This window comes from Pseudoxanthomonas sp. LjRoot143, from assembly GCF_964252945.1.
Taxonomy (GTDB): Bacteria; Pseudomonadota; Gammaproteobacteria; order Xanthomonadales; family Xanthomonadaceae; genus Pseudoxanthomonas_A.
On the sequence record NZ_CAXUPM020000001.1, the window covers coordinates 1,718,408 to 1,740,139 of the forward strand.

Annotated in this window: 20 protein-coding genes; 9 read left to right on the forward strand and 11 right to left on the reverse strand. The window is 61.1% G+C overall.

Features of this window, described 5'->3' with window-relative positions:
- Positions 1-171: 171 nt before the first annotated feature.
- Entirely contained in the window at positions 172-417 is a 246-nt protein-coding gene (locus ACSQ1W_RS08015) for a hypothetical protein (RefSeq protein ID WP_436042708.1), read from the forward strand.
- Here the strand turns inward: ACSQ1W_RS08015 and ACSQ1W_RS08020 are convergent.
- Complete coding sequence (locus ACSQ1W_RS08020) at positions 414-770, reverse strand: helix-turn-helix transcriptional regulator (RefSeq protein ID WP_436042710.1); 357 nt, start codon at positions 768-770, stop codon at positions 414-416. The genes ACSQ1W_RS08015 and ACSQ1W_RS08020 overlap by 4 nt on opposite strands.
- Positions 771-1,449: 679 nt before the next feature.
- Here ACSQ1W_RS08020 and ACSQ1W_RS08025 point away from each other — a divergent pair.
- From ACSQ1W_RS08025 to ACSQ1W_RS08050, 6 genes are all read left to right on the forward strand, one after another.
- Positions 1,450-1,737 (forward strand): hypothetical protein, encoded by a 288-nt coding sequence (locus ACSQ1W_RS08025; RefSeq protein WP_436042712.1) that lies wholly within the window; start codon positions 1,450-1,452, stop codon positions 1,735-1,737.
- Between the two features lie 343 nt (positions 1,738-2,080).
- A complete protein-coding gene (locus ACSQ1W_RS08030; protein ID WP_436042714.1) occupies positions 2,081-3,667 on the forward strand; it encodes a sensor domain-containing phosphodiesterase in 1,587 nt (528 codons plus the stop codon).
- A gap of 311 nt (positions 3,668-3,978) precedes the next feature.
- Positions 3,979-4,869, forward strand: a complete 891-nt coding sequence (locus ACSQ1W_RS08035; RefSeq protein ID WP_436042716.1) for a hypothetical protein — start codon at positions 3,979-3,981, stop codon at positions 4,867-4,869.
- A gap of 16 nt (positions 4,870-4,885) precedes the next feature.
- Positions 4,886-5,287 (forward strand): hypothetical protein, encoded by a 402-nt coding sequence (locus tag ACSQ1W_RS08040; RefSeq protein ID WP_056878796.1) that lies wholly within the window; start codon positions 4,886-4,888, stop codon positions 5,285-5,287.
- A 69-nt stretch (positions 5,288-5,356) separates the two neighbouring features.
- On the forward strand, positions 5,357-6,763 hold the full coding sequence (locus ACSQ1W_RS08045) for a phospholipase effector Tle1 domain-containing protein (RefSeq protein ID WP_436042718.1): 1,407 nt from the start codon (positions 5,357-5,359) through the stop codon (positions 6,761-6,763).
- 132 nt (positions 6,764-6,895) lie between these two features.
- The gene (locus tag ACSQ1W_RS08050; RefSeq protein WP_436042719.1) at positions 6,896-7,594 is read left to right on the forward strand and encodes a hypothetical protein; all 699 of its coding nucleotides are present in this window, start codon (positions 6,896-6,898) and stop codon (positions 7,592-7,594) included.
- Between the two features lie 49 nt (positions 7,595-7,643).
- On the opposite strand, the gene ACSQ1W_RS08055 is transcribed toward ACSQ1W_RS08050, so the two are convergent.
- Positions 7,644-8,303 carry a DUF6988 family protein gene (locus ACSQ1W_RS08055; RefSeq protein WP_436042721.1) on the reverse strand — a complete coding sequence of 220 codons (660 nt, stop codon included), beginning with the start codon at positions 8,301-8,303 and terminating at the stop codon, positions 7,644-7,646.
- A 107-nt stretch (positions 8,304-8,410) separates the two neighbouring features.
- On the opposite strand from ACSQ1W_RS08055, the gene ACSQ1W_RS08060 reads away from it, so the two are divergent.
- Positions 8,411-9,427: a hypothetical protein gene (locus ACSQ1W_RS08060; protein ID WP_436042723.1), complete on the forward strand. Its 1,017-nt coding sequence runs from the start codon at positions 8,411-8,413 to the stop codon at positions 9,425-9,427.
- 67 nt (positions 9,428-9,494) lie between these two features.
- Here the strand turns inward: ACSQ1W_RS08060 and ACSQ1W_RS08065 are convergent, their stop codons facing one another.
- From ACSQ1W_RS08065 to ACSQ1W_RS08075, 3 genes are all read right to left on the reverse strand, one after another.
- On the reverse strand, positions 9,495-11,213 hold the full coding sequence (locus tag ACSQ1W_RS08065; RefSeq protein ID WP_436042724.1) for a hypothetical protein: 1,719 nt from the start codon (positions 11,211-11,213) through the stop codon (positions 9,495-9,497).
- Positions 11,214-11,282: 69 nt separating this feature from the next.
- Positions 11,283-12,842: an esterase/lipase family protein gene (locus ACSQ1W_RS08070; protein ID WP_436042726.1), complete on the reverse strand. Its 1,560-nt coding sequence runs from the start codon at positions 12,840-12,842 to the stop codon at positions 11,283-11,285.
- 87 nt (positions 12,843-12,929) lie between these two features.
- Complete coding sequence (locus ACSQ1W_RS08075; RefSeq protein ID WP_436042728.1) at positions 12,930-13,547, reverse strand: hypothetical protein; 618 nt, start codon at positions 13,545-13,547, stop codon at positions 12,930-12,932.
- Between the two features lie 153 nt (positions 13,548-13,700).
- Between ACSQ1W_RS08075 and ACSQ1W_RS08080 the strand changes: the two genes are divergently transcribed.
- On the forward strand, positions 13,701-14,033 hold the full coding sequence (locus tag ACSQ1W_RS08080; protein ID WP_436042729.1) for a hypothetical protein: 333 nt from the start codon (positions 13,701-13,703) through the stop codon (positions 14,031-14,033).
- 19 nt (positions 14,034-14,052) lie between these two features.
- Here the strand turns inward: ACSQ1W_RS08080 and ACSQ1W_RS08085 are convergent, their stop codons facing one another.
- The 6 genes from ACSQ1W_RS08085 to ACSQ1W_RS08110 all read right to left on the reverse strand — a co-directional run bounded on the left by ACSQ1W_RS08085 (position 14,053) and on the right by ACSQ1W_RS08110 (position 21,607).
- Entirely contained in the window at positions 14,053-15,495 is a 1,443-nt protein-coding gene (locus tag ACSQ1W_RS08085) for a hypothetical protein (protein ID WP_436042731.1), read from the reverse strand.
- Positions 15,496-15,566: 71 nt separating this feature from the next.
- Positions 15,567-16,466, reverse strand: a complete 900-nt coding sequence (locus ACSQ1W_RS08090) for a hypothetical protein (RefSeq protein ID WP_436042732.1) — start codon at positions 16,464-16,466, stop codon at positions 15,567-15,569.
- A gap of 42 nt (positions 16,467-16,508) precedes the next feature.
- Positions 16,509-17,117, reverse strand: a complete 609-nt coding sequence (locus ACSQ1W_RS08095; RefSeq protein ID WP_436042734.1) for a hypothetical protein — start codon at positions 17,115-17,117, stop codon at positions 16,509-16,511.
- Positions 17,114-18,208, reverse strand: a complete 1,095-nt coding sequence (locus tag ACSQ1W_RS08100) for a patatin-like phospholipase family protein (protein WP_436042736.1) — start codon at positions 18,206-18,208, stop codon at positions 17,114-17,116. Before ACSQ1W_RS08100 ends, ACSQ1W_RS08095 begins: the two co-directional genes overlap by 4 nt.
- Positions 18,205-20,451 (reverse strand): Mov34/MPN/PAD-1 family protein, encoded by a 2,247-nt coding sequence (locus ACSQ1W_RS08105; protein ID WP_436042737.1) that lies wholly within the window; start codon positions 20,449-20,451, stop codon positions 18,205-18,207. Before ACSQ1W_RS08105 ends, ACSQ1W_RS08100 begins: the two co-directional genes overlap by 4 nt.
- Entirely contained in the window at positions 20,444-21,607 is a 1,164-nt protein-coding gene (locus ACSQ1W_RS08110) for a hypothetical protein (RefSeq protein ID WP_436042739.1), read from the reverse strand. Before ACSQ1W_RS08110 ends, ACSQ1W_RS08105 begins: the two co-directional genes overlap by 8 nt.
- Positions 21,608-21,732 lie beyond the last annotated feature (125 nt).

The window sequence follows — 21,732 nt, forward strand, 5'->3', positions numbered from 1 at the left end:
TCGGCCATCTCCGCCTCAGCATTGGCCCCGCGGGCCCGCGACTTGGACCAAAGTCGCGGCCGCCGAACGCCGATCTGAAGCCAAAAACTCGGGCAACGATGGAGACCCTCTGCTAACGTAAGCGTATGCCGCAAATCGTGGCACTGATCGCCTCAGGGACTGACCAGGAACATGAGACTTCATCTTTACCGCGTTGAAGGCGGCTATCTGGTGTGCCCGGCGGACGGGCCGATTCCAGCCTCCCATGCCTTCGAGCTCAAGGGTCGTCAACCCGACATGCGCTTTCTCGCACGCGATACGGCCGGACGTCAGTTCATTGATGAGCACATGCGGACCAACGGGGCGGTGATACTGGATCAGCGAGTGGCCGATATCATGCTCGGCGGCTATCCGGAGTGGGCCATCCGCACCTTTTAGCGGGACCGGGCCAACTCGGAAAGCAGTTGGATCACCAGGGCCTGTTTGTGGGCCGGCACACGTCGCAGCCATTGCAGGCACTGGGCTTCGAACTCATTGCTGGCCTGTTCGGTAGGGGAGGTTGGCCGGGCTCGACGCTGACGGGCGCGCGCCACCCCGCGCCCGGTGGCAAGCCACTCAAATCCCACGCCAGTGATGTCCGCGATCTGCGTCAGGTGCACGATGCTGGGGTTAGTGCCCCCGTCTACGCGCTCCCACTGCGCCACCGCGCTGCGGTTGATACCCAGATGCGTGGCCAACTGGGATTGGGACAGCGAAGCATCAACGCGCGCGCTCAGGATGCGGACTGACATGGAGCTGGACATTGGAGACCGCCCTAGACGACCCGCGTCGCTGTTGTTGAACCAGCGAGCCGGGACTACGGTCACACCCTATCAGCAGGGGCGGGCTGCATAGCGTGATGCGCGTTGGCAAATCACATGGGTTGGACTACCGGTGTGCGCTCGACCCGCGTCATGCACCGTTTTCCATAACATATCTAGGTTTTCGCCGCCTCTGCCGCGCTGGCGCGGCGAACCTCAACACTTACCGTTTCACTACGCGCATACTGCGGAGATTGTTTAATAGTCCCCGTGACGCCACGCTCTCTGGTCGCCTTTGTGGCTAACGGTGCGGCTCCAGTTGATGTGCAGGGACGGGCACTTTCCAGCAACCAGATGACTGTAGCTGGATAAACTCCTCTCCACTGGCGTAGCGGATCTCCTTGCCTGTCAAGCTCGGGTCCTGCGGCGGCGATGCCAAGTTAGGCCCGAGAAGTGAAATGATCAGGACCACTTCCAAGCTTACGAGCGCTGTAAATCGCTGTATCTCTAAATATCGGCCAAGGTGCAAACCTCGTGCGAGACTACGTCTGCCATGGAATGGATATTGGATGAGCCGTCGGCGCTTGGACGACCGGTAGTCACGCACAAGTAGGTCAGCTGAACTGCCACGATCATTCGAATTTTTGGTCCGTGGCTGCCCGGAGCATGCATGGGGCTTAAACAACGCTATAGGCGCGGGATTGAGGCATTTTGCCGTTCACAGGGGATCGTGATTCCACAAAGCTTCTACCGCCACGCTGCCAGTCGTTATGTTGCCATCGATCTGGCGGCCTCGCCGCCACGTCTGGTGGCCAACACCTGGTTCAACATGGAAGCCTTGGCTTACTTCCTGCAGAACCAGCCCGACGCCGGCCGTATGCGCGTGCTGGACTTTCACGATCGACGCGAGATGAACTACGACGGCGACATGTTGCGTCGCGGTGAGCCCTTTCAATAGCCGGTGGTGGCATCGCTCGGTTGCGGGCGATCAGGCAAGATTTGATCGAAGTGGCCTTTTCTTTCCGGCAGCGAAATCGGGCAGCGGGTGAGTCCTCCGATGCCCCCGGGGGATCCCGACTCCGTCGCCCCTCTTACTCGGCGATGCCGTGACGGCCAACGCGATCCTGCTCAATCACGCCTATGCGGCGGTGAAGTGGGGTCCCTTGCAGGGTCTATCTGGCCTGCACACCTTGCGCATCAGCAAAGGGAGGGAGGGAGAGGCGCGTACGCGAGACGTCCCGCACGGCCTGCAAAGCCATGGACGGCTTACACTGACGGCCTGTGACCGACGGAGATCAGGCATGCAAATTCGCCGCACGGTCATTGAGCGCATCACCGAGGCGGTGTGCTTTGATCATGTTTACCCGGTATTCCAGCCGATTGTGAATCTGCGCACGATGCGGACGGTGGGATTTGAGGTCCTGGCCCGCTGGACGGACGAAGAACTGGGCGTAGTGGGGCCGGACGAATTCATTCCCGCTGCCCAAGGGAAATCGCTGCTCTCGGTCATGACCTACAACCTGATCCGAGCTAGTTGTCGGGCGGCCAGCGCGTGGGAAGGCACGTTCTACCTGGCCTTCAACGTGCCGCCCAGTCTGCTGCAGGATCCTCAGGCCATGGGCTTGCTGGTCGATGCCATCGGCGAGACGGACTTTGCCTTCGAGCGCGTACGGATCGAGATGACCGAGGCCGAACTGATCGAGGATGAGCGCGGGGCGCGGCAGGCGGTACAGGCGCTCAAGACACTGGGGATGAAAGTGGTGCTGGATGATTTCGGGACAGGCTTTTCCAGCTTGCTGCGCCTGCACGAGTTCGAGTTCGATGAGATCAAGATCGACGGCAGCTTTGTCAGAGCCTTGGACATCGATGCCGACAGCCGCAAGATCGTGGCGGCGGTCGTCGGGCTGGGGCATAGCCTGGAAATACCGGTGGTGGCCGAGGCAGCGGAAACCCCGGAGCAGGCCGACTACTTGCGCCGGCTTGGCTGCGATTTCGCGCAGGGCTGGCTCATAGGACGGCCTGCGCCCGCCGATGCGGTGCCGGCCGTGCTCAGCCATCGTGCCGTGGCCGAGCGCACCCAACGCGGCCTACATCTATCGCCTTATCACCGCCAGTACCAGTTGGAGGCGCTCTACGCCTCGGCACCGGTGGGGTTGTGCTTCATCGACATGAGCAAGCGGTATGTCGCGGCTAACGATGCCTTCTGCCGCATGATCAAGAAGGACAACGAGCAGGTCGTGGGCAAGACGATCCGTGAGGTCTACACACCAGAGATTGCCGAGTTGGTGGAAAGCACGATCGACGGGCTGCTGAAAGGGCGTCCCGGAGAGCCGATCGAATTCAAGTTTCCCGACCGCGCCGAAGTGTTCCTGATCCACCCGCAGCGGGTCACCGATGAGTCTGGCTTCGTGCTCGGGCTGTCCGTGGTCTCCATCGACATCACGGCCCGCAAGCAGGCCGAGCAAGCCCTGCGTGACAGCGAACGACAGTATCGCGACTCGGTCGAACTCAGTCCGATGGTGATGTGGATTGCCGAGCCCGATGGGCGGCTCAGCTACATCAGCCCGATGGCGGACGAGCCGGAACATCGCACGCTGGAGGAGCGCTCCGAGGCGTGGTATGGCCGCATGAATCCGGCTGATCGGGAGCGTGTTCGGGCGGAATGGTTAGCGTGGCTACCCAAGGGAGACCTGTTTGAAACCACCTTCCGGATCCAGTGGCCGCCGGGCCATTGGCGCTGGGTACGTAGTCGCGCCAGGCCCCAATGGGTGAACGGGCAGATCGTGCGCTGGTTCGGCACGTTCAACGACATTACGCGTGAGGTGGAGCTCGAAGCTCGCGTAGCGCAACTCGAAGCCGCGCTGGCGAAAGCTCTGTCATCCACCTAAGACAAAGGCCCTAGGTCCCGACCGTTCTGAAGGTACATCTGTGTAGTTGGGATGCTGCAGCGGGCCTTGCATAGCTGACTGGGCAGGGGAAGAATAGGGTGACGTCCGTCACGAATGTCGGCAGTCGACGGATGTTGGGGAGTAGGGGATGCCTTGGCGGACGCAACGCGGCTACAGGGCAAGAGTGAATCTGTCGTGGTCATTGCAGCGAGATCAACGCAGCTCCTCGCGTGTGTTGATCTGCTCGCAACGCTGCGACACCGCCCCTGCGCTGGGAAGCTTCTGACAACGTTGGCCAAAGGAGAAGGCTCATGCAAGTAGGCAGGCGCAATCGCACGATCCTGGCATTGCTCATCTGTGCGGGCCTGGCCAGTGGCTGCGCGAACCTCGGGGCAGTGCGGGAGTTCGCGGCCAGCTCGGCCAACATGACAGGCTACAAGACCGTCACCGAGCATTATGTCAGCAGTGCCGATCGCCAACTGGCTGACCTTCCGCCAGACAAGCGATTCGATAGCACTCGAAAGAACCTTCGGACACTGAAGGCGGTCACCGGGCAGGACAAGGAAACCCTGCTCAAACTGCACGCGATCACGACCGGTTACATGAGTGCATTGGCCCAGCTGGCCGGTGAGGACGCTTACTCGATCTCTCCGGAGATCAAGCAGGTGTCCGGCGCCATCCAAGCTTCGGACTCGCTGAAGATCAATGCAGATCATGTCAGCGCCTATAGCAACATCGCCCAGCGCGTTGCCGATTGGGCGTTGGCTGCCAAGCAGGCCAAAGACATCAAGCAGATGGTCCGCCAGAACGGCGCAGACATGGACAAGCTGCTGGAGGCGATGCAACTGGCCACGCAGGCTTACGGCATCGTGCTGGAGCAGGAAATCCAGTCCTATGAACTGGTGGCGGACTATCGACAAGCGCAGTGGTCGGCCAAGCTGCCGGGCGATGTCGGGCTGACCCCCGAACGGCGCGAGGTGATTGCTACCGTGCTGCGTCGGTCCACCCAGGCTGACCTTGCTGCCCAGCAACAGGCGCTGAAGGCACAGCAAGCGGCCGCGGCGGGACTGGACCGGGTCCGGCAAGCGCATGAGGTCATGCTGAAGAACGTGGACAGGCTCAGCGCCAAAGATGTCCAAGCCATCTTGCGCCAGGCCTCCTCCGACTTGAAGTCCATCCGTCAAAGCATCTCAGACTTTTAAGCCAAGGAGATCGATCATGGCAACCAAACTTGCAGCAACCAAGAAGCCTGCCTTTGAGATCGCCAACCTGCTCGACGATGCGGCCGATGCCATCCGGGATCGCAGCAAGCAGGCCTATGGCGCCGGAAAGATGAGCCTGGATGAGTACATGGATGCACGCGCCCAAGAGCTGGAGTTGCGCTCGGAGTTGCAGGTCATCGTGGCCACCAATCTGAGCGCGGCCCTTCAGCAGGCTTCCGAGGCGGGGGAGAACATTGAGCAGGCCATCGTGGATGCCAAGACGCGTATTGAGACCATCCGCTCGGTCAAGAACGGGTTGAAGATCGTGGCCGCCCTGGTGACCTTGGCCGCTGCGCTGGCGTCCGGCGAGGTTAAGACCATCGTCAAGGCGGGCAAGGCCGTGGCCGATCTCACCTAGCAACCCGTCGATGAGTCCATCCGAATCTGTCGTCGCTTGTCTCTAATCAATACGGGAGTCGTGCCTGGCATGCCCAAGAACATCCTGATCTTCGCTGATGGAACCGGACAAGCCGGCGGTGTGCGGCCCGATCAGCAGTTGAGCAATATCTACAAACTCTATCGCGCCACGCGCGTGGGACCGGACAGCCCGATCGATCCGCGCGAGCAGGTCGCTTTCTACGATCCGGGGCTGGGCACGGCCGTGGCCGGCGGTCAGGTGCGACTGAGCCTGTGGCAGCGACTGAAATCGGTGTCCGGCCTAGCCGTCGGACTGGGGTTTAGCGGCAATGTGATTGATTGCTACGAAGCGGTTCTCAAGCGCTATGAGCCCGGCGACCGAATCTTCCTGTTCGGCTTCAGTCGTGGCGGCTACACCGTGCGCGCGTTGGCCAATGTGCTCAATCTGTGCGGCGTACCCACCCAGGACGGGCAGGGCGGGCCGCTGCCGCGCACGGGCCGGCGTTTGCGTGCCATTGCCAGAGAAGCGGTGGTGCGGGTGTACGAGCATGGTGCCGGGCGCGATCGCAAGAAGTACGAAACCCAGCGCGAGGCCTTGGCCCATCGCTTCCGGCTCAAGTACGGGGCTGGCGAGCATCCTGCCCGCGGCGACGTGTTCCCGGAGTTTGTCGGCGTCTTTGATGCAGTGGCCGCGTTAGGGCTGCCGTGGCCGGCTCGGATCGGACTGGCAAGCCTGGGCGTGCTGATGCTGGCCGCCGCCAGCGGCGCGCTGGCGTGGCTGACGGCTACTTGGCTTCACTGGGACGGGGCGGTGACGTTCTGGGCGTTGATCGCGCTGGGTATCGTGGCCGTGGGGCTGGCTTATCTGAGCACGACGTTGCGCTGGGCGCCCAAGGGCGTCAAAAGCGACGCGCCGCCTGTGCATTTGGCCCTGTGGAATTCGGAGAACTACGACCGTTTGCTGGATCCGCGGATCCCGCAGGTCCGACACGCATTGGCCATCGACGAAACGCGCGTGCAATTCGGGCGGGTCACGTGGGGTGGCTCAGCCAACCAGGCGCAGGTCGATGAATTCCGGTTCAAGCAGCGATGGTTCGCTGGCAACCACTCCGACATCGGCGGCAGCTATGCGGAAGAAGAATCGCGCTTGTCGGACATTTCGTTGAAATGGATGGTCGAGCAGGCACTGGCGTTGCCCCATCCGATCCTGGTGGACTGGACCAAGCTGCATCTATACCCGGATGCAACCGGTGCGCAGCACTGCGAGGTCTTCGCCCAACAGCAAGGGCCCTGGTGGGCACGGCTGGTTCCTTGGCCCAGTGCACCTCGGCACATCAAAGAAGGAGCCGAATTGGATCCGACCGTGCTGGAACGATTCGAGGCTGCATGCGTACTGGCCTGCGACCAGAAGGCAGCGTATCGGCCCGAAGCGCTGCGCCACCACAACGCGGTGAAACACTACTACCCAGCCCGATGAATCCTGTCGTGTGCGGGGCACGTCCATGGGGCCGGCCGTGATGCGGATGGGAGGTGCCATCTCGGATGCACCGGGCGGGGAACGGACGCGGATACTGGATACCGCGACGAAGTCAGGCCTCAGGGGATACCGATGAAGTACGAAGTTGTATTGGCGGTGGTACGCCACGCGGAAAGTGCCTTGACCGGCAGTCGCTTGGATCATACGGATCGATGGCTTCAGAGCGCCATTGAGACGGTCTTGGACGGGCCAGGGCTGGTGATCGCGGGCGGACAAATTCTGCTATGGCGAATTTTCTGGGTCCTCTTCACCACCGCCGTGTTCGTGACAGTGCTGCGCGTTCTGGACAGTCAGGACGTCGCATCCGTCTTCCTGCCGTCCTTTTTTCTGGCCATGGGGGTGGTCTATTTCAGTACGCCCAGTCGCTCCATGGCGGCCGGCGTTAATCCCAAACGGGTGGCGGATGTCAGGCAATTCATTCTGTCCATCGCCGACCAGCCACAGCAACTCCAGTCTCTGAGCGAGTGCATTGAGGTAGTGCGTACGCATACGATGCAGAAGTTGGCCCGATTCAATGTCTTGGCAGGCATTGCTTGGGGTGTTCTGTTCTGGTTCGTCGGCACGCACGCTTTGGCGCCAGGGCTACCCGCAGAAGCGGTCAGCCGGGGCTTGTCCCATAGCATGGTGGGGGTGCTGGTGTTTGCTTTGGTGCTATGCGCTGGCATCTGCCATGCCACCGCTGTCCGTGCGGTATGCCAGATCCTCGATTTCGCCATGATTGAAGCCAAAGCCGAGATGGCTTCAACCCAGGGTGCGCCGCAAAAGAACTAGCCCGGGCGGTACCACCGAGGCTCGCGCGCCACCAAAGCCGATTTGGCTATCACGCGTACGGTGCCTTTGGAAACGGCCCCCACGGCTCCTCAGGTACGTGCCTGCCACTCATCGCGATGATCTCCAGCCTGAGCTGGTCGCGTCGCTTGCCCAGGTACTCAAACAGCTCGGGGGCGTCATTGATAACGGTGGCCACTGCGGCAGCGGCTACAGCAAACATGTCGGCCACCATCAGCGTGTGGCGCGTGCGCTGAGAGCTGAAGCCTGTCATCCAGTCGCGTTGACCAAGCTGTGACATGCCGCCATGGGTGTAGCTGTCCAGATATCGGCCTTCCCGCGGAAGCATCTCAGCCAAGCGATCCACCCCTTCCAGCCCTTTCACCTTGCGCAGGGACTGCAGCATCTTGGGCAGGGTCGGCGTGTCTCTTTCGCCAGCCATGATCATCGTTAGCAGGGGGGGCGGGCAGGCGTACACAATCCAGAATGCGCATGCACCGGCCTCCATCAATGGTCTTAGCAGGGCGGCGGCACTGGAGTAGTTGCCCACCGCAGACAGCGTGGTGATGGAAGTATGGTGCTCTAGCGCCAATGCCAGCGCAGATCGGGCCAAACGGTGCCGGGACGATCCCGGTTCCTGGCGCGGTACCCGCGCGTGGATCGCAATGGCCTGTTCGGTGGATTGCTTGCCGCGCAACGCCAACGGATCCATGAGGGTGTCTCGCTTTAGCGATAGTCTTAGACGCCATTGTGTGCCCAATCGGCTAGCCTGAGGCACGGACGCTTGAAGGCTGGCGCCCACGAAGAATGAGGAGATCCATGTCCAAGGGCGACATCCCCATCAGCAACCTGGTCATGAGCCAGGTTCAGGCCACTCGCGTGCTGCACTTCACCGGTGGGCTGATTTGCTTGCCGCTGGAGGAAGGGGGATGGGCATTAGGGCCTATCGGCGCGTCCCAGGAGGGGCTGAGTTTTCTCTCGCCGATGCCAGAAGGGCAAGTGCACATGCTCGCCCGCCAGGCGGGCACCTACTTCGTGGGCACCAAGGTTGTCTACAAGGACAGTGGTCCCGAGCGTGACGAATGCTGGTACTGCCATATCGGAAACACAGGCGCCACCGAGCAAAGCGCTGACACCTGGTCCGCTATCGCGTTTCGTGCCTCACAAGCCAAGGACGAGAGCACGGCGGAGCTTGCGCGCTACATGAGTATCTGCATGCGCTCGGCCAGTCGCCGTCTTTGCGAAATCAGTGATCTTCATCATGAACAGCTGCGCTGGGCCCTCATGCGAGGGCGAGACTCGGGCGAACGCTTCTCGAATACGGCGCTTTACGATCTGCACTTGGCCATTCATTCCTTCCTGGCAGAACTGAGCTCAACGCGTGACTACCTGTCCATCTTGGCAGCGCGTCGCGTAGGAGCCCCCAAGCACGTAGATAGCCTGAGGCACCTGCGCAACTGGCTCGGTACGCCCACCGGCAGCGCTGCGAACGCGGACGGCATGATCGCGTTGATTCTCGATGCGCTCGGAACCGAAGCACGGATGGGTTGGCTAAGACGAATGACCAAGCTGCGCAATCAAGTGACGCATCAACGACCGATGGGAGCTGATCCTCTGGCCGGTGCGTTACGCTTTCAGCGAGTCGCAACCGCCTCGGGCCTATTGCCGCAGATTCGGATAACGCCCTGGTCTGCGGAGGAGATTGCGGAGGGCGAAGATCCTTTCATTGAGATTCTTCGCTTCTGGCTCGGCATGGAAGCTCTCGCCCACGGATGCACGAAGTTCATGGACTATCCTGCCGAGCATCCTCATTTCTTTGCGGCAGACCTGCAATAGGCCTAAGTGTTCAAGGGCACGTTGCGCCATGGTTTTGCGGTGGAGGGTTACCGTGAATCAGCCAACGCTATGCCTTCTTTGCCATGACGCGGGAAGTCTGGTTCTTTCGCCAGATCTCCTGTTGAGTTGGCAGATGGTTGAGCGCGGCAAGCTTGAGTGCACGCAGGAGCACTTTCGTAATGGGGCGGTTGGAAGGCGACCTTCGGGTTTGTGGACTAAGTATCAGGTCCACTAGCGCGTCGGCCACCTCCAGTTTGGGCAGATCTCTACCCGTAACCAGTTGGTAGTGCGTCGCCAGTGCCTTGCCCGGGTTGGGCTGCGTTCGGCACCCGGCCACCTCTTTCGCAGTGAATGCGTGCTTACCTCGGCTCAAGCGGGTCAGCGCCAGGGCCAACTCCGTGCTGGAGAAGTTGTCAAACTCGAAGGCCTGTTTCCATACATGCACATACTCGGGGCGCGTGATTCGTTTGCGATGTCCAAAAAGGGAGTAAGACGTTCTGGCTGCGCGCTTCAGTTTGCTGGCATTGTTCTCATTGTCCAGCAGAATGAGCGTCAGGGTCTGGTGATGATGGAGGTAGTCAACCAAGCGAAGTAGCGCCCGGAAGCGATCCTCTTTCGTGCCTGTGGCGTTGTCAACGCCGCGCACGTTGACGATTTCAAGCGCCAGCGTTCCTGCGGCGATCCCGAAGTACTCATTGAGCAGGCGCTGGACCACATGTTCCTCGCTTTGGCCTTCTACGAACAGCACCAACTTAGGTTGAGGATTGAGCCCGTACTGGTTGACGGTGTACTCCAGTGATCTTCGGATGTCGGGACGCACTTCTTGTTTGGTCAGCTCGCCTCGGGGAATGGCGTTGACTTGATGGGGCAGAGGTAGCATTCGCCCATAGAGGTCGCGATACAAACGCTGAAGCATCAGGGCGCCTTCGCGCAAGGTCTGGGCCAGCAGGGCGCCACCTTTGAGCTTCCTGCGCTGATCCAGCGCAACGAACTGCACCAAGGGGGACCATTGGTCCAGCGGATCTATTGAGTTCTTCGAGGAACTCAGCGTGCGGTAGGCGTGCTCGAGCTTCTCTGGTGTCAGTGCGAAGCGGGCGGCTACCTCCTGCGGGTCCCATGCGCGCGCGTACTCTTCCCAACTCCATTGCGGATCGTGGATCTGGATCCACCGGTCAACGTAGGAGCCGCTACCCGTGCGCACGGTACGTTGGTCGCCTAACGCGTGGGGGTAATAGCGATTGGAAATGTACTGGCAAAGCAGCGCAATCGCCGGTCGAAAACGGTGCGTGCGATCGTGGTCGAGGATCTGGCGCGATTGCGTCAGCCAATGCTGGAAGCGTTGGCGGGTCAGGGCAGGCTTCGATCCGGGAATGAGGTAGCCGTCCAACTGGAGGTGTACGGTCATGCCATCCAGTACCAGGCGCAGCCAGTCGACTTGGAAGATCGAGTAGTAGCCCTCCTGGTTGGTGCTCTGGTCGGCAGGGACGCGATGATCTCTGGGGATGGCGGTCGTATCCCAGGCCCAGCCCTTGTCGAACCAGTTGGTGTGCTGAGCCGTGGGGATGTGGAAGCATCGTGCAGGCCCGGGCGGAACGCGAACCCGAAACACCGGCGCGAACACGCCCAAACGCTCCAGTCGAAGAAGGCGGCCGCGGTCCAACGCTATGCCGCGGTCGCGGCAAAAGCGCAGAAAACTATCGGTATTAAGTAAGGGGCAGGCCAAGAGGCTCGCCCTGTCCACGATCAACCGCCCCATCTGTGGGGGGACGTCAAGCAAGTCGGTCATTGCAAACCCGGTCCGGTTAGCGGCACTGCTCCATGTTCACCGATCGATGCGTTACGCGCGCGAGGACGCTCAACTTTGAGCGTGCCGGCGAATTGAATGCAATCGTGCTTCCGGCAAGGTGGACTCGCTGGCAGGAGATTCCAGATACTTTCTCTTCCGGCGTACCCGGGGCGGAGATTGGGGAGAGCCGTTATGGCTCTTGTTGCCGTGTGAGTCGTTGAATATCCAGACCAGGTCCATGCGCTCCACGTCCAGTTGAGCGGGGGTGTGCAGGTATCCTTCGGCCCATGCCGCCAGGGCATAGACACCGGTACTCGCGGGCAGCTCCAACATGAAGCGCTGCGGGAACTCCAAACCGGTATCCAGAAGCACCACGAGCGGATGGTCCATGCTCGATCCTGCTGCTGTGGCCTCACTGGCGAGCTGGTCCTGAAGCTCATCGGGTGTTTCGGTCGAGTTCTCCACATCGATCCAACTCACGCACAAACGCCCGCCCAAAGGCGGTGCGTCTATCTCCACCTCCACACTCGCGCGTGCGGAAGAAATCGCATTGAGCGAGGCGCTGATCGCCGGCTGCGCCTGCGGCTCGATGGGGGCGGTACGTCTCTGCAGTTGCTCACCGCCGGCGGGGCCTCCGCCGGACGGGGGGCGGAGAAGAAGCTGTTTGAGTACGTCCAGCAAGCTTTTGTCTTGGAAGGTCGCAGCGTGCTTGGCGCCCAGCGGCGCGAACTGAACGGTAGAGTCCTGACGACCGCTCCACGAGGGCACGGTGCCATCGCCAGCCCGGGTGTTGAAAGGCACGACTTCACCGGCGCTGGGCGCCTTGCGTACGGCCCAGACTGTTTTGTGTTCCGCGCCGCAGAAATTGAACTTGCGGGTACTGCCGGCGCTGGCGTGTGCCAATGCTCGCTGAAGAGCGATGGCCGCGAGAACATTGTCCGTGCCCAACGACACGGTTGGATCCAGGGCTTGACAGTCGCCAACGACTTCCAATGGCGCGTCCAGCTGCCATGTTGCGGAGGTCGTCTGATGGGGGAACAGTTGATAGGCAGAGGGAAAGGCCGGGTCGGCCATCAGCGTCTGGCAGTCGGCGGCGGTAATCCCGCTCACGCCTTCCACTCCGAACGCATTGAGCAATGCCTCGGGCGCTCCATGAAACGGCGTCCCGAAGGTCACGAACAGCCGTACGTTACGTCGCCAGCTCAGATCCCCTTCAGTCAGGCATTCGAGCGCATAGGTGCAGATCAGCCCGCCCATGCTATGGGCCAACAGGACGATCGAGGCCTGCGGATCGGCGCGGACCTGTGTCTGCAGCCAGAAGGACAGTCGCAGGGCGGTGGCCGGAATGCTGTGGGTCCAGTTGTAGGGGAAGGGGATGACGCGTCCCTTGCTCCGCGGCGCTATCGGGCCCTCGGTGTACCCCCACGCGTCCAGCGGCTGAAGCAGCTTCTCGTAGAAGCCGAAGATCATCACGCGACGAATGATGTCGCGGGTAACGACGGCGGGGTCCAGGAGCTGGGCTGGGTTATCGACGCGATGGGAGATTCCGATTGTGGGCGGCCAGAGGCGTTCTTCACCCAGCCACAAGTCCGACCCCATGATGCCCGGTACGACCACGACGGTATCCATACTTCGCTCCTGTCATTGGAACGGTGGACTGCTAGAGGCAACTGCTCTGAGTGGCAACGTCAGAGCGCCTTGGAAACGGACAACGCGTTAGCGCATGTGGAGCAGCGTCTGTGATTCCGCGACGTGGGCCAACGCTTTGGCTAAGGCCTCACCCGTAGCGGTGCCGGCGATGAGGGCGCTGCCGGTATCGGACCCTTTGCCCACGAACTCGAGCCCCAGCCCATAGTACCCCCGACGTCCGTACCAACTGCGATACGGCGACACCGTACAACGAACCCCATACGGCAGTGGCGGCGCATGGAACTGGGCTTGGATCATGCGCGCCAAAGTCAACAGGTTTTCTTGCGTCTGATTGTGCCATTCGAGGCGGTAAGCCAGATGGATCCAAGCCCCGGCCACGTACGGATAGCCGCCATTGCAAGAGGGATCCTCAACAGGGCGCTGGCTGGCATCGCAGGCCGTCGTGCGCAGGAGCGACCAAGTCGCGTTAGCGCAGCTCAGCAAGGTTGCGAGCACGGGCAGTGCCCGCACTTCCGGTATCTGGTTCACGCGATCTGGAAAGAGCACCAGATCGATCGCCGGGTAACATTGGGTCCCATCATCCCGCAACTCGTGTCGGAGCGGATGGGCTGTCGTTGCCTGTGACGATACATACAGGGCCCAGCTATCCGCACGTTCCACAGGTGTCGAGCGCGCAACATTCATCTGGATGCTCTTAAAAGATAGGTAAAGAGGGGCCCCAACACCCACGGGTATCGAGCCAGTTTCAACGTTAGCACTACTGGGGAATGCACCGATCTCACCTTCTGAGATCGCGATGACCTAGTGTCCCTATTGGGAACCACAGGAATGTTCTAGATGGATATTTTCGGATTTCTGCGGGCCTATTGGCCCTCGCTGCTCGCCCTTGTGATGTCCACGCTCGCCATGATCTTGCTGCTACCACTCAAGGACAGCGCGCAAACGATAGGCATCTTCCTGGTCCTGCGTTGGCTACCCTTGGCTGGAATTGCCTTTGCATTGCTCTTTGCCAGTTGGATCACATATCGATTCTGGCAAGCAGAGCGCGGCGAGGGGCCAACATGCCCATACTGCGGTGGGCCGTTGGGCGCGGAAAAGATCAAGCCTTTCAGTCCCCACCGGACCTGTCTGGCCTGTGGGAAACACGCTAACCAGCGACATTATCAGTAGGGGCGTCTTGCCACCGGTATCAAGACTGGTGGAGTGCAGCCGAGCATGTTGCCCCGCAAGGCGGCATCGTTTTGGGTGTCGGCGGCCCTTGCCAGCCAATCACGGCCGCGCGCAGATGGTTACTGGAGGGCGCGCGGCGAGCCGTTGCCAGAACCTCGCCCCCGGCCACGTTCGCCACGTCATGCGCGGTAGCCCATGCTCCCAAATCCCACCCTTGGGCGGCATGCGCAGCGAGTGATTCCGTGCGGGGATGGGCAAAGGAATTATCAGGCCCAAAGGAGTAGGCGAGACGGGCATAGGGCACGCTGGGCCGCGGCGGCTTGGCTCCCATGGGGCGGGCTCCATGATGGGGTACTGCCACGCCAACATAGTTGGACGCCAAGTGCGGTGCCAGGTACTCGTAGTCGACATCGCCGGTCATTAGCCATCGGCGGCGAGGGCTCCGATCGGTGACCTCCAGCGCGATCCCGCGTCCATTTCTGTCATGGCCACTGCCTTGTATGAGCGTCAGGCTCCGCCCATCGCTAAGTACTATCGGGTTGGACTTCCATGCCCCTGGCTCAAGGATGACCAAGGTTCCACCGGCCTCAAGAATGGATGCCGCGAAGGCGATATGGCGCGGGCCGATTGTTAAATCGTGAGGGGCTATCCAGGTACGTTGAAGGAAGACCTCCCGATTCCCTGACGGTGCGAAGGCGCGCGCGCCCGCCCAGTGATCAGTATCCCAATGCGATAGGATGATGGCGGCGGGAGATGTGTGGCACAACACCAAACCAGTCGGTCGAGTCTTGGCATTGCGATAAACGCCGCAGCCGATGTCATGCATCAGCGTAACGGGGCCATTCTGCGCTACAAGGCCGTTGGCCGATCCTTGGCCTACATCATAGACCGCCCATACGTCGGCCCGGACAGATTGCAAGTGGGGCTCAAGTTGATCCGGCGAGTGCCGGGGCCAGGATTTCATTGAAAAGGCTTGTTGCAGTGATGCGGCAAGTGATGGCTCTGCAGCGGAAATGCGTCCCACCGGCGTGGTAAGCGCCTCGGCGAAAAGGTTGGGATAGAACAGGCCCTCGCGAGCGCCAACAAGGCCAGGGCCGAGTTCGATCTCGAGCCAATCGCTGCTCTGTGTGCTGAATACATCGGCGCCAAAGGTAAAGAACGCCTCCTCACGCGTCAGCAAGATCTCTAGTTGGCCCAGCGCCAAGTCATGGTACATCCCCAGCCCATCCGGCTGGGGTGGCTCACGAACGCCATCCGGGCGTTGCCGCGCGATCAGGTCTCCCAGCGTCCAATCTGTCGAGAGCGCCCGGTCCATGAAACGGTCAGCGCTGTCGGCGGAAACCGTGTCGATTCCTATGACCAGATACTGCTCCTCGATCTGCTCTACCGAGTCCAACCGGGCATAGACGCGGGCAGGGATATCCCCCGGGTGCCTACGTTCGTTGTTGAAATGCGGGTTCATTGACTCACTCCATGACTAGTTGAACAGCGCACGATGTTGTTCCACGCCTGATTCTCAGATGTCACGCACACCTACAACGTATATCGGGTCTCCACCGTCAAGCTGCCGAGGTAGTAGTCGTGCACGTGGGGACGCTGCAGGTTGTCCAGGGTTGGGCCGAGGTAGGAACCGTTGGACACATAGAAGTGAACTTTGTCATCGACACACTCCATTGTGATGTCGCCTGCACGGTTCTGGGTGATGGTCTGGTAGCCGGTGTAGTAATGAAGATGACGAGAAGGCGCCTCACCAATAACGATGATCTGAGGATCAAGACGCTCCAACCAGGCATCCGGAATCTTTCCCGACCAGCGGCCGTGGTGGGCCGCAAACACGATGGTGGTCTTCTGCAGGTCGATGCTGTCGGTGATGTCCTCCATGAACTGGGTCTCCAGATCGCCCAACCACATCACGCTGGCTCCGCCAGCGGCTTGGTATCGGACCACGGCTGAGGTGTTGTTGTACGACTCGCCAGCATCACAGGCCGCCAAGGCTCGCTTGAAATAGGGGTTCTGCAGGTCTGGCCACAAGATGCTGATGCCGGAGGAGTCGCGCGTCTCGTCGCCAAGGTTCATCCACTTGCGCGAGCAGTCCTTGTGAATGTAGAACGCCTTGGAGCTATCACGAAGGGCGCAGTAGCGCGTGAATGAAGTTGTATCTTCGTCCTTGATGGCCTGGTTCTTCACTACGTAGAAGTTCCAGATCGGCATCGCATCATCAAGCAGATGCAAGCCACCGAAATGGTCCTCATCGGGGTGGGTGCAGATGAAACGGGAGATGCCCACGCCGGCGGAGGCATTCTTCAGCTCTGCAATGATGCGATCCGCATTGTCCGCGGACAGATCGCAATCGATGATGGTGAAGTTGTCACTGTTGTGGCGGATATAGAACATGTCCCCGGCGCCAACAGCGAAGCTCTTTATGACGGACATCGACAACCTCCATGTCAGGCGGGGTGTGGCGGGTTAGCTGCGCTAGGTGCTGCTCTCTATCGCCAGCACGGTTCGGACAAATCGAATGCCGCTCTGTTGCGCGCACACGCATGCGAGCACGTACTGGATGGAAAAAATCGCCGCAGCCGGCGCCATCGCCATGGGCAGCCCCATGATCTTCAGCAAGGCCGGGGTTCCCAGGGCCAACAGGAAAGACAGGGTCGCCAGATCACGAAACAGCAAGAAGCGCTTGTTCGCATCGAGAACCGCCGGATCATCCCGATGCTGGCGGTAGAGGCGGTACCAAAGCGTGTTCTGGGCAACTGGCTCGGTCGGGAAATCCCCTAGACGATTGCGTAACGCGCCCTGGTTGATGCGCGAATCGCCTTCCAGGTATTTACTGAAGGCCCGATGGCCGGGCAGGGCATGTCGTGGTCGCCAGAACGCGAGCGATGCCTTCAGATCGGCCGAGAACAGCGTTGTCAGCAAAAGCACTGCCGGGGGTACGAGCAGGCTACCCAACATGCTGGTGACGTTATGCGGGTCCATGCGTAGGTCCTGCCAGAACGGCACGAGCAATGCGCCGAGGATCACCATGTCCAGGGCGACGAATGCACCCAGCCACGGCAGGAGGCCCTTCTTTGCGCTCATGCGTGCTCCGTTGCTGAAACTGCAGGAACGAGCTGCTCGGCGAGCAGTCCTTTGGCCACCGCGTAGCCGCGGTCGGCAAGGCGATCAAACGTAGCCAATGAAAGCTTGGTGAGCGTAGTAGGGAAACCCGCCACGAAAGCACGCTCTTGATCAGTCCCTATCGCTGGACTGGCCAGGAATACGAGCGCTCCTCGCCCAGCGCCCTGCAGCAGATAGTGGACGAAAGTTCGCACACGCAAGGCACGTGACTGATCGGACATGATGTCGGCCACGCGCTTGAGCCGGAAAGGACTGAAGGGTCCGTGGGCGAAACCCGGCGCCAGCGGCGCGCCTGCATCTGACACCAGAATGAACTGGCCCGCGTGCTTAGGCTCGCCGCGCCCTGCATCGAAGAAGGGCTCCAAGCCCAGGTTGTCGTAGACCCCGCCGTCATAGAGATGCAGGAAGCGATGGGCGGGAGTTGCCACCGTGGCCGAACTCTCGGGAGCATTCCACTGCCGCTTGCGCCAGGTATAGCGGTGCGTGGATAGGCGCAGGGGTCCAAAGCCTCCTGGGAAGGCTGCGGATACGGCCATGGCATCGGCCAGGGTGAAATCATCTGCCGAGGCATAGCCGCTCTTGTAGTCACCCAGGCTATCGCGCTTGAAGCGAAAGCGAGCCCCGTTCTCCGCGTTGGTCCCGTTGATCGACCAAACGGGCAATGCGGGCAGATCGCTCAGACGCGCCTGGATCTTCCATTCGTGGCGCAAGGCAGCGGCCAGCGCATTGGCGCGAGATAGGAGGTACTGCCAGTTGCGGGGGCGCAGGAGCTGGCGGGCGGAGCCCCATTGCAGACTGCGATTGCAGAGTTGCGTGCGTAGCGCGGGGTAGACCTGTTGAAGGTAGTCGCCCGAGGAGGGCCATTGCAGACCGGCGCTCTGGAGAATCAAGCCAGTGATCAAGCTGCCGCCAGACACGGTAGAAATGTGCTCTACCGACTCCAGCGCGTCCTGTTCGGCCAAGTACTTCAGCACGCCCATATGGAAGACCATGGCCCGAATGCCCCCGCCAGAGAGCACCAGGCTGATCGGCTTGCCGAACGGATCGCTCATCGGCGCTCGGCTCCGGTCAAGACGGAAAGATCATGCTCACCGACGATAAGCTGGACGGCCGGCAATCCTTCACTCCCCATCTGCAGTGTCAGATGGGCCAACTGGTAAAGATCATCGGAGCTGGGGCTGGCGGAGTGGCCGCGTGGATGGCTGTGCCACTCGCCCACGTAGCGCACCACCCCGGCGGTGCGGTGCGCGGCCTGCTCCACGATAGCCTTCAACCCCTCCAGTCCGCGTTCAAACGAATGCGGCGTGCTCTTGCTATCACCCGGCGCGGGAATGGCAGCTACCAATACCAAGGCTCCCACGTTGAGATCGTGGTAGCCCAGCAGGATGCCGCCGGTCTCATTGGGCAAGGCGGCCTCGCGCTGGTGGCGAAGCTCTGCCTCCAGCCCTCTATCAAGATAGACGGTCAGATGCTCATCGACGGGTAGCGCCTTTTCGTGCTGCGGCTCCAGTGTGTAGGCGAGGAGATCCCCGTGCGCGGATGTTCGCTGCCACACGCGCAGAGCGCCTTCCCGGGAGGTCAACAGGATAGGCAGTTGCTCGGCCAAGAGCCCGGCATGGGCCATGACCCGCGCATAGGGCAGTACGGTGGACAGGTCCCGGCAGCTGGCGCCACTCCAGAACGCCCCCAAGTGTCCGTCCAGATGTGACGCACCCCATTCGCTCTGCAATATCGCGCGGTAGTACTGGGCTTCCAGCGTCCTGAGCCGGATGTGGCGATCGGCATCTTCCAGCATGAGCACCGCCGCTTGGCCGCTGGGCGTAATGAACACGGAGGCGTGCCGCGGTACTTGCTCACGCGTACTGGCCAGGCGTGGATAGTCCAGATCTGCGGAAGCATCAAGCACGAGCTCGGCATCGCGCAGTGCGGTCTGGACTTCTTTGTTATCTGAATCCAGCGCATCGGCTGCAATCGCATGCAGGGGGTATGCGCCTCGCCATGCGGCCTCGTGCAACTCCTGCACGGCATACACCTTAAGCCTCCCAAGCTGGTGATTGAGGGCCATATGGCGAGACAAGTTGTGGGGCTTTACGTGATCGCTATCGATCACCGTCCACGTCCCCCAACCAGAACGTCCCCACAGATGCAGCAAAGCACTGCCAAGGGAGCCGGCTCCTACCAATGTGATCCGCGGACCGGGCTCATCCAAGCCCGCCTGCAATCGCGCACGCTGAGGATCATTCTCTCGAAGGACCGCTACGGGCGTCACGCCATGGCTTCGCCATCCTGCAGCGTCTTCGGTGGATTCCAGCAAACCCGCTGCGCTGAAGTACTTGCCTTCGTGCTTGAACAGCGCTCCGCAGGCCACGCCCACTGCAAAGGGATCGGCATCGATCAGAAAGGCGCGCCTTGTCAGCGTCTCGATATGCTCCGGTACATCGCGGTAGAGAGGGATGGTGACCATCACCACGGTCAGTGGGTGTTCCTTTCTTGCCGGCACCCCCGCAGCGCCCACCATGGCTTGAAAACGCTCACTCATCGCCGGCAGCAGCGCTGCACCCCGGTGCTCTAAGCTGTCGCTCAACTGCCCCAGGTTCGACGGTGAGATCTCAACCGCCCCCGCTTGCACAGGTGTCAACGTTATCGAGATCAAGTTGACCGTACGGCTGGCCGGGTCCACCTGATCGGCTGGGCGCAGCAGAAGCGTATGCCCCCCATCGGGGCGAGGAGGCTGGGATAGCAAGACGAACTCGGTTGCAGGAGCATACCGATCGATATCCCATGGCAAGACCAATTCATCCCTGCCGGCGAAGAACAACTGATCCAAGGGCTGGTCAGCCAAATGAAGTTCGCCGCGGGCATTCTGGACAAACCACCACAGGATGCGCTCCAGGAACGCCTCCGGCGTCCAACTCCGCAATACAGCCCTCGGAGGCTCGAAATACAGGCACAAGTTGGCAGGCGTATCCGGCGCAGCACGATTCTGGTGCGCCAGGCGTGGGAAGTTCTTGCGCAGTGCCAACACCTGCGGCACCGCAGCGGTGCTGGTGGGCACCACCAGCGTCAGCCGTTCCCGAAACTGCAAGCCGTAGTCGTTATGGGGCGGAACGCCGTCGCATGTCACCTCCACGGTGATCAGTTCGTCGACCAGACCATCAATGGCCAGGCACTCGACGCTAATGAGGCGGAACTCCCGATGACGTTCAACGGCCACCAGCAGCGCACGCGCCCGTTCGCTGAGGCTGGACCTGTCCTCAACCGGTGTTCCGCCCAGCGCGTAGTACGCGTCAGTCATGGGCACCGGCGCGGGGCGGACGAGAGGTGATGATCGCCGCAGATCCTGCAATGGTGGCGCGCACCAGACTCACGCCACCGGCCTCAACATCGAACACGATGGGTTGAGGGCGGTTGGCGTTGGGCTCTTCCATGGTGACCAGGAAGCGCCGTCCCCCGACCTCGCCCAGGTAGCGTTCATAGGCTTTGCGTGCCTGGATATGGGGTGGTTGGACTTGTGAGTACGCTTCCTTGTAGTCCGGAACGGGCTTGCTGCAACTGACGACGTAGGCATCGGCTTTGCCCATCAGCAGCAGGTCCTTCACCAGCGGTACCGGCTCCGTCTCCCGGTCGCCCTTTTCGTCACTCAGCGCACGATAGCTGCAGTGGTGGGGCAGGTTGAACAGATCCCACTCCAAACGATCGTCATTGCCGTGATATCGCGTGGTCGAGACGATATCTTCCAGGTCGCAGTACTCGGCATCGCCCACTTCCAGATAGTCGTAGGTGCGACCTCCGATCTGAAAGCGGACGTTGAACACCAGCGCTGCGCTGTTGCGGATGATGTCGCCGTCATCGCAATGCTGGATGAAGGGGGAGTGGCAAAAGAACTCCACCTGATCGTGGGCAAGCGAGAAACCGGGCACCAGGGTGCCGGCGTCAATGAAGAGATGGTCGCGCGCGGTGACCGCTTCGCCGCGGGCCTTGAGCTTGGGCTCGAGCCAATCCATCAACGCCTGCGGCCGGGAGAACACCAAGATGTCCTTGCCCTCAAGCAGGCGATGGCGTGCTTCCTGACGCAGCAGCACATACTCTTCGGATTGGTGATCCTTGTCGGCCTCCTCAAGCAACATGGCCGCCGGTACCCATAGTTGCTTGATCTTGATGCGGCCGTCGCCCTGATAACGGGCGGCATGCTGCAGTTCGAAGAAGTCGGTGCTGCCTTGGATGTGGTCGTTGTCGGCGTGAGTGAAGGCGACCACGTCGAAGTAGTCGCGATCGACGGCCTTCAGGTCCTTCTTCAACTCGCGCTTGAGATCAATTTCCGGGGTGTCGTCTTCTTCACTCTTGTCGCGGTGGCAAAAGTCGAAGAGCACGCGACGGCCACCGGCCAGGACGATCTGGGTGGTGTCCCCGTTGCCGACGGGATAGAAGATGACTTGATGCTTGGCTTGCATGGAGGCCTCCAGCTTGTACCCACCGTGGGTGAGCAAACATGGCCCGGGGACGTCGCAGCGTGTGCGACGCTTCAGGACTCCCCGAGTGGGCCCTTCCTTGGGAAGCTTCGGTCAGGTTTGTGACG

What these genes read in the sequence shown, in the direction of transcription:
- ACSQ1W_RS08060 (WP_436042723.1), top strand. Translation starts at nt 8,411, where the DNA reads ATGTCCAAGGGCGACATCCCCATCAGCAACCTGGTCATGAGCCAGGTT.
- ACSQ1W_RS08020 (WP_436042710.1), bottom strand. Translation starts at nt 770, where the DNA reads ATGTCAGTCCGCATCCTGAGCGCGCGCGTTGATGCTTCGCTGTCCCAA.
- ACSQ1W_RS08030 (WP_436042714.1), top strand. Translation starts at nt 2,081, where the DNA reads ATGCAAATTCGCCGCACGGTCATTGAGCGCATCACCGAGGCGGTGTGC.
- ACSQ1W_RS08080 (WP_436042729.1), top strand. Translation starts at nt 13,701, where the DNA reads ATGGATATTTTCGGATTTCTGCGGGCCTATTGGCCCTCGCTGCTCGCC.
- ACSQ1W_RS08015 (WP_436042708.1), top strand. Translation starts at nt 172, where the DNA reads ATGAGACTTCATCTTTACCGCGTTGAAGGCGGCTATCTGGTGTGCCCG.
- ACSQ1W_RS08045 (WP_436042718.1), top strand. Translation starts at nt 5,357, where the DNA reads ATGCCCAAGAACATCCTGATCTTCGCTGATGGAACCGGACAAGCCGGC.
- ACSQ1W_RS08095 (WP_436042734.1), bottom strand. Translation starts at nt 17,117, where the DNA reads ATGAGCGCAAAGAAGGGCCTCCTGCCGTGGCTGGGTGCATTCGTCGCC.
- ACSQ1W_RS08040 (WP_056878796.1), top strand. Translation starts at nt 4,886, where the DNA reads ATGGCAACCAAACTTGCAGCAACCAAGAAGCCTGCCTTTGAGATCGCC.
- ACSQ1W_RS08035 (WP_436042716.1), top strand. Translation starts at nt 3,979, where the DNA reads ATGCAAGTAGGCAGGCGCAATCGCACGATCCTGGCATTGCTCATCTGT.
- ACSQ1W_RS08100 (WP_436042736.1), bottom strand. Translation starts at nt 18,208, where the DNA reads ATGAGCGATCCGTTCGGCAAGCCGATCAGCCTGGTGCTCTCTGGCGGG.
- ACSQ1W_RS08075 (WP_436042728.1), bottom strand. Translation starts at nt 13,547, where the DNA reads ATGAATGTTGCGCGCTCGACACCTGTGGAACGTGCGGATAGCTGGGCC.
- ACSQ1W_RS08070 (WP_436042726.1), bottom strand. Translation starts at nt 12,842, where the DNA reads ATGGATACCGTCGTGGTCGTACCGGGCATCATGGGGTCGGACTTGTGG.
- ACSQ1W_RS08055 (WP_436042721.1), bottom strand. Translation starts at nt 8,303, where the DNA reads ATGGATCCGTTGGCGTTGCGCGGCAAGCAATCCACCGAACAGGCCATT.
- ACSQ1W_RS08050 (WP_436042719.1), top strand. Translation starts at nt 6,896, where the DNA reads ATGAAGTACGAAGTTGTATTGGCGGTGGTACGCCACGCGGAAAGTGCC.
- ACSQ1W_RS08065 (WP_436042724.1), bottom strand. Translation starts at nt 11,213, where the DNA reads ATGACCGACTTGCTTGACGTCCCCCCACAGATGGGGCGGTTGATCGTG.
- ACSQ1W_RS08085 (WP_436042731.1), bottom strand. Translation starts at nt 15,495, where the DNA reads ATGAACCCGCATTTCAACAACGAACGTAGGCACCCGGGGGATATCCCT.
- ACSQ1W_RS08110 (WP_436042739.1), bottom strand. Translation starts at nt 21,607, where the DNA reads ATGCAAGCCAAGCATCAAGTCATCTTCTATCCCGTCGGCAACGGGGAC.
- ACSQ1W_RS08090 (WP_436042732.1), bottom strand. Translation starts at nt 16,466, where the DNA reads ATGTCCGTCATAAAGAGCTTCGCTGTTGGCGCCGGGGACATGTTCTAT.
- ACSQ1W_RS08105 (WP_436042737.1), bottom strand. Translation starts at nt 20,451, where the DNA reads ATGACTGACGCGTACTACGCGCTGGGCGGAACACCGGTTGAGGACAGG.
- ACSQ1W_RS08025 (WP_436042712.1), top strand. Translation starts at nt 1,450, where the DNA reads ATGGGGCTTAAACAACGCTATAGGCGCGGGATTGAGGCATTTTGCCGT.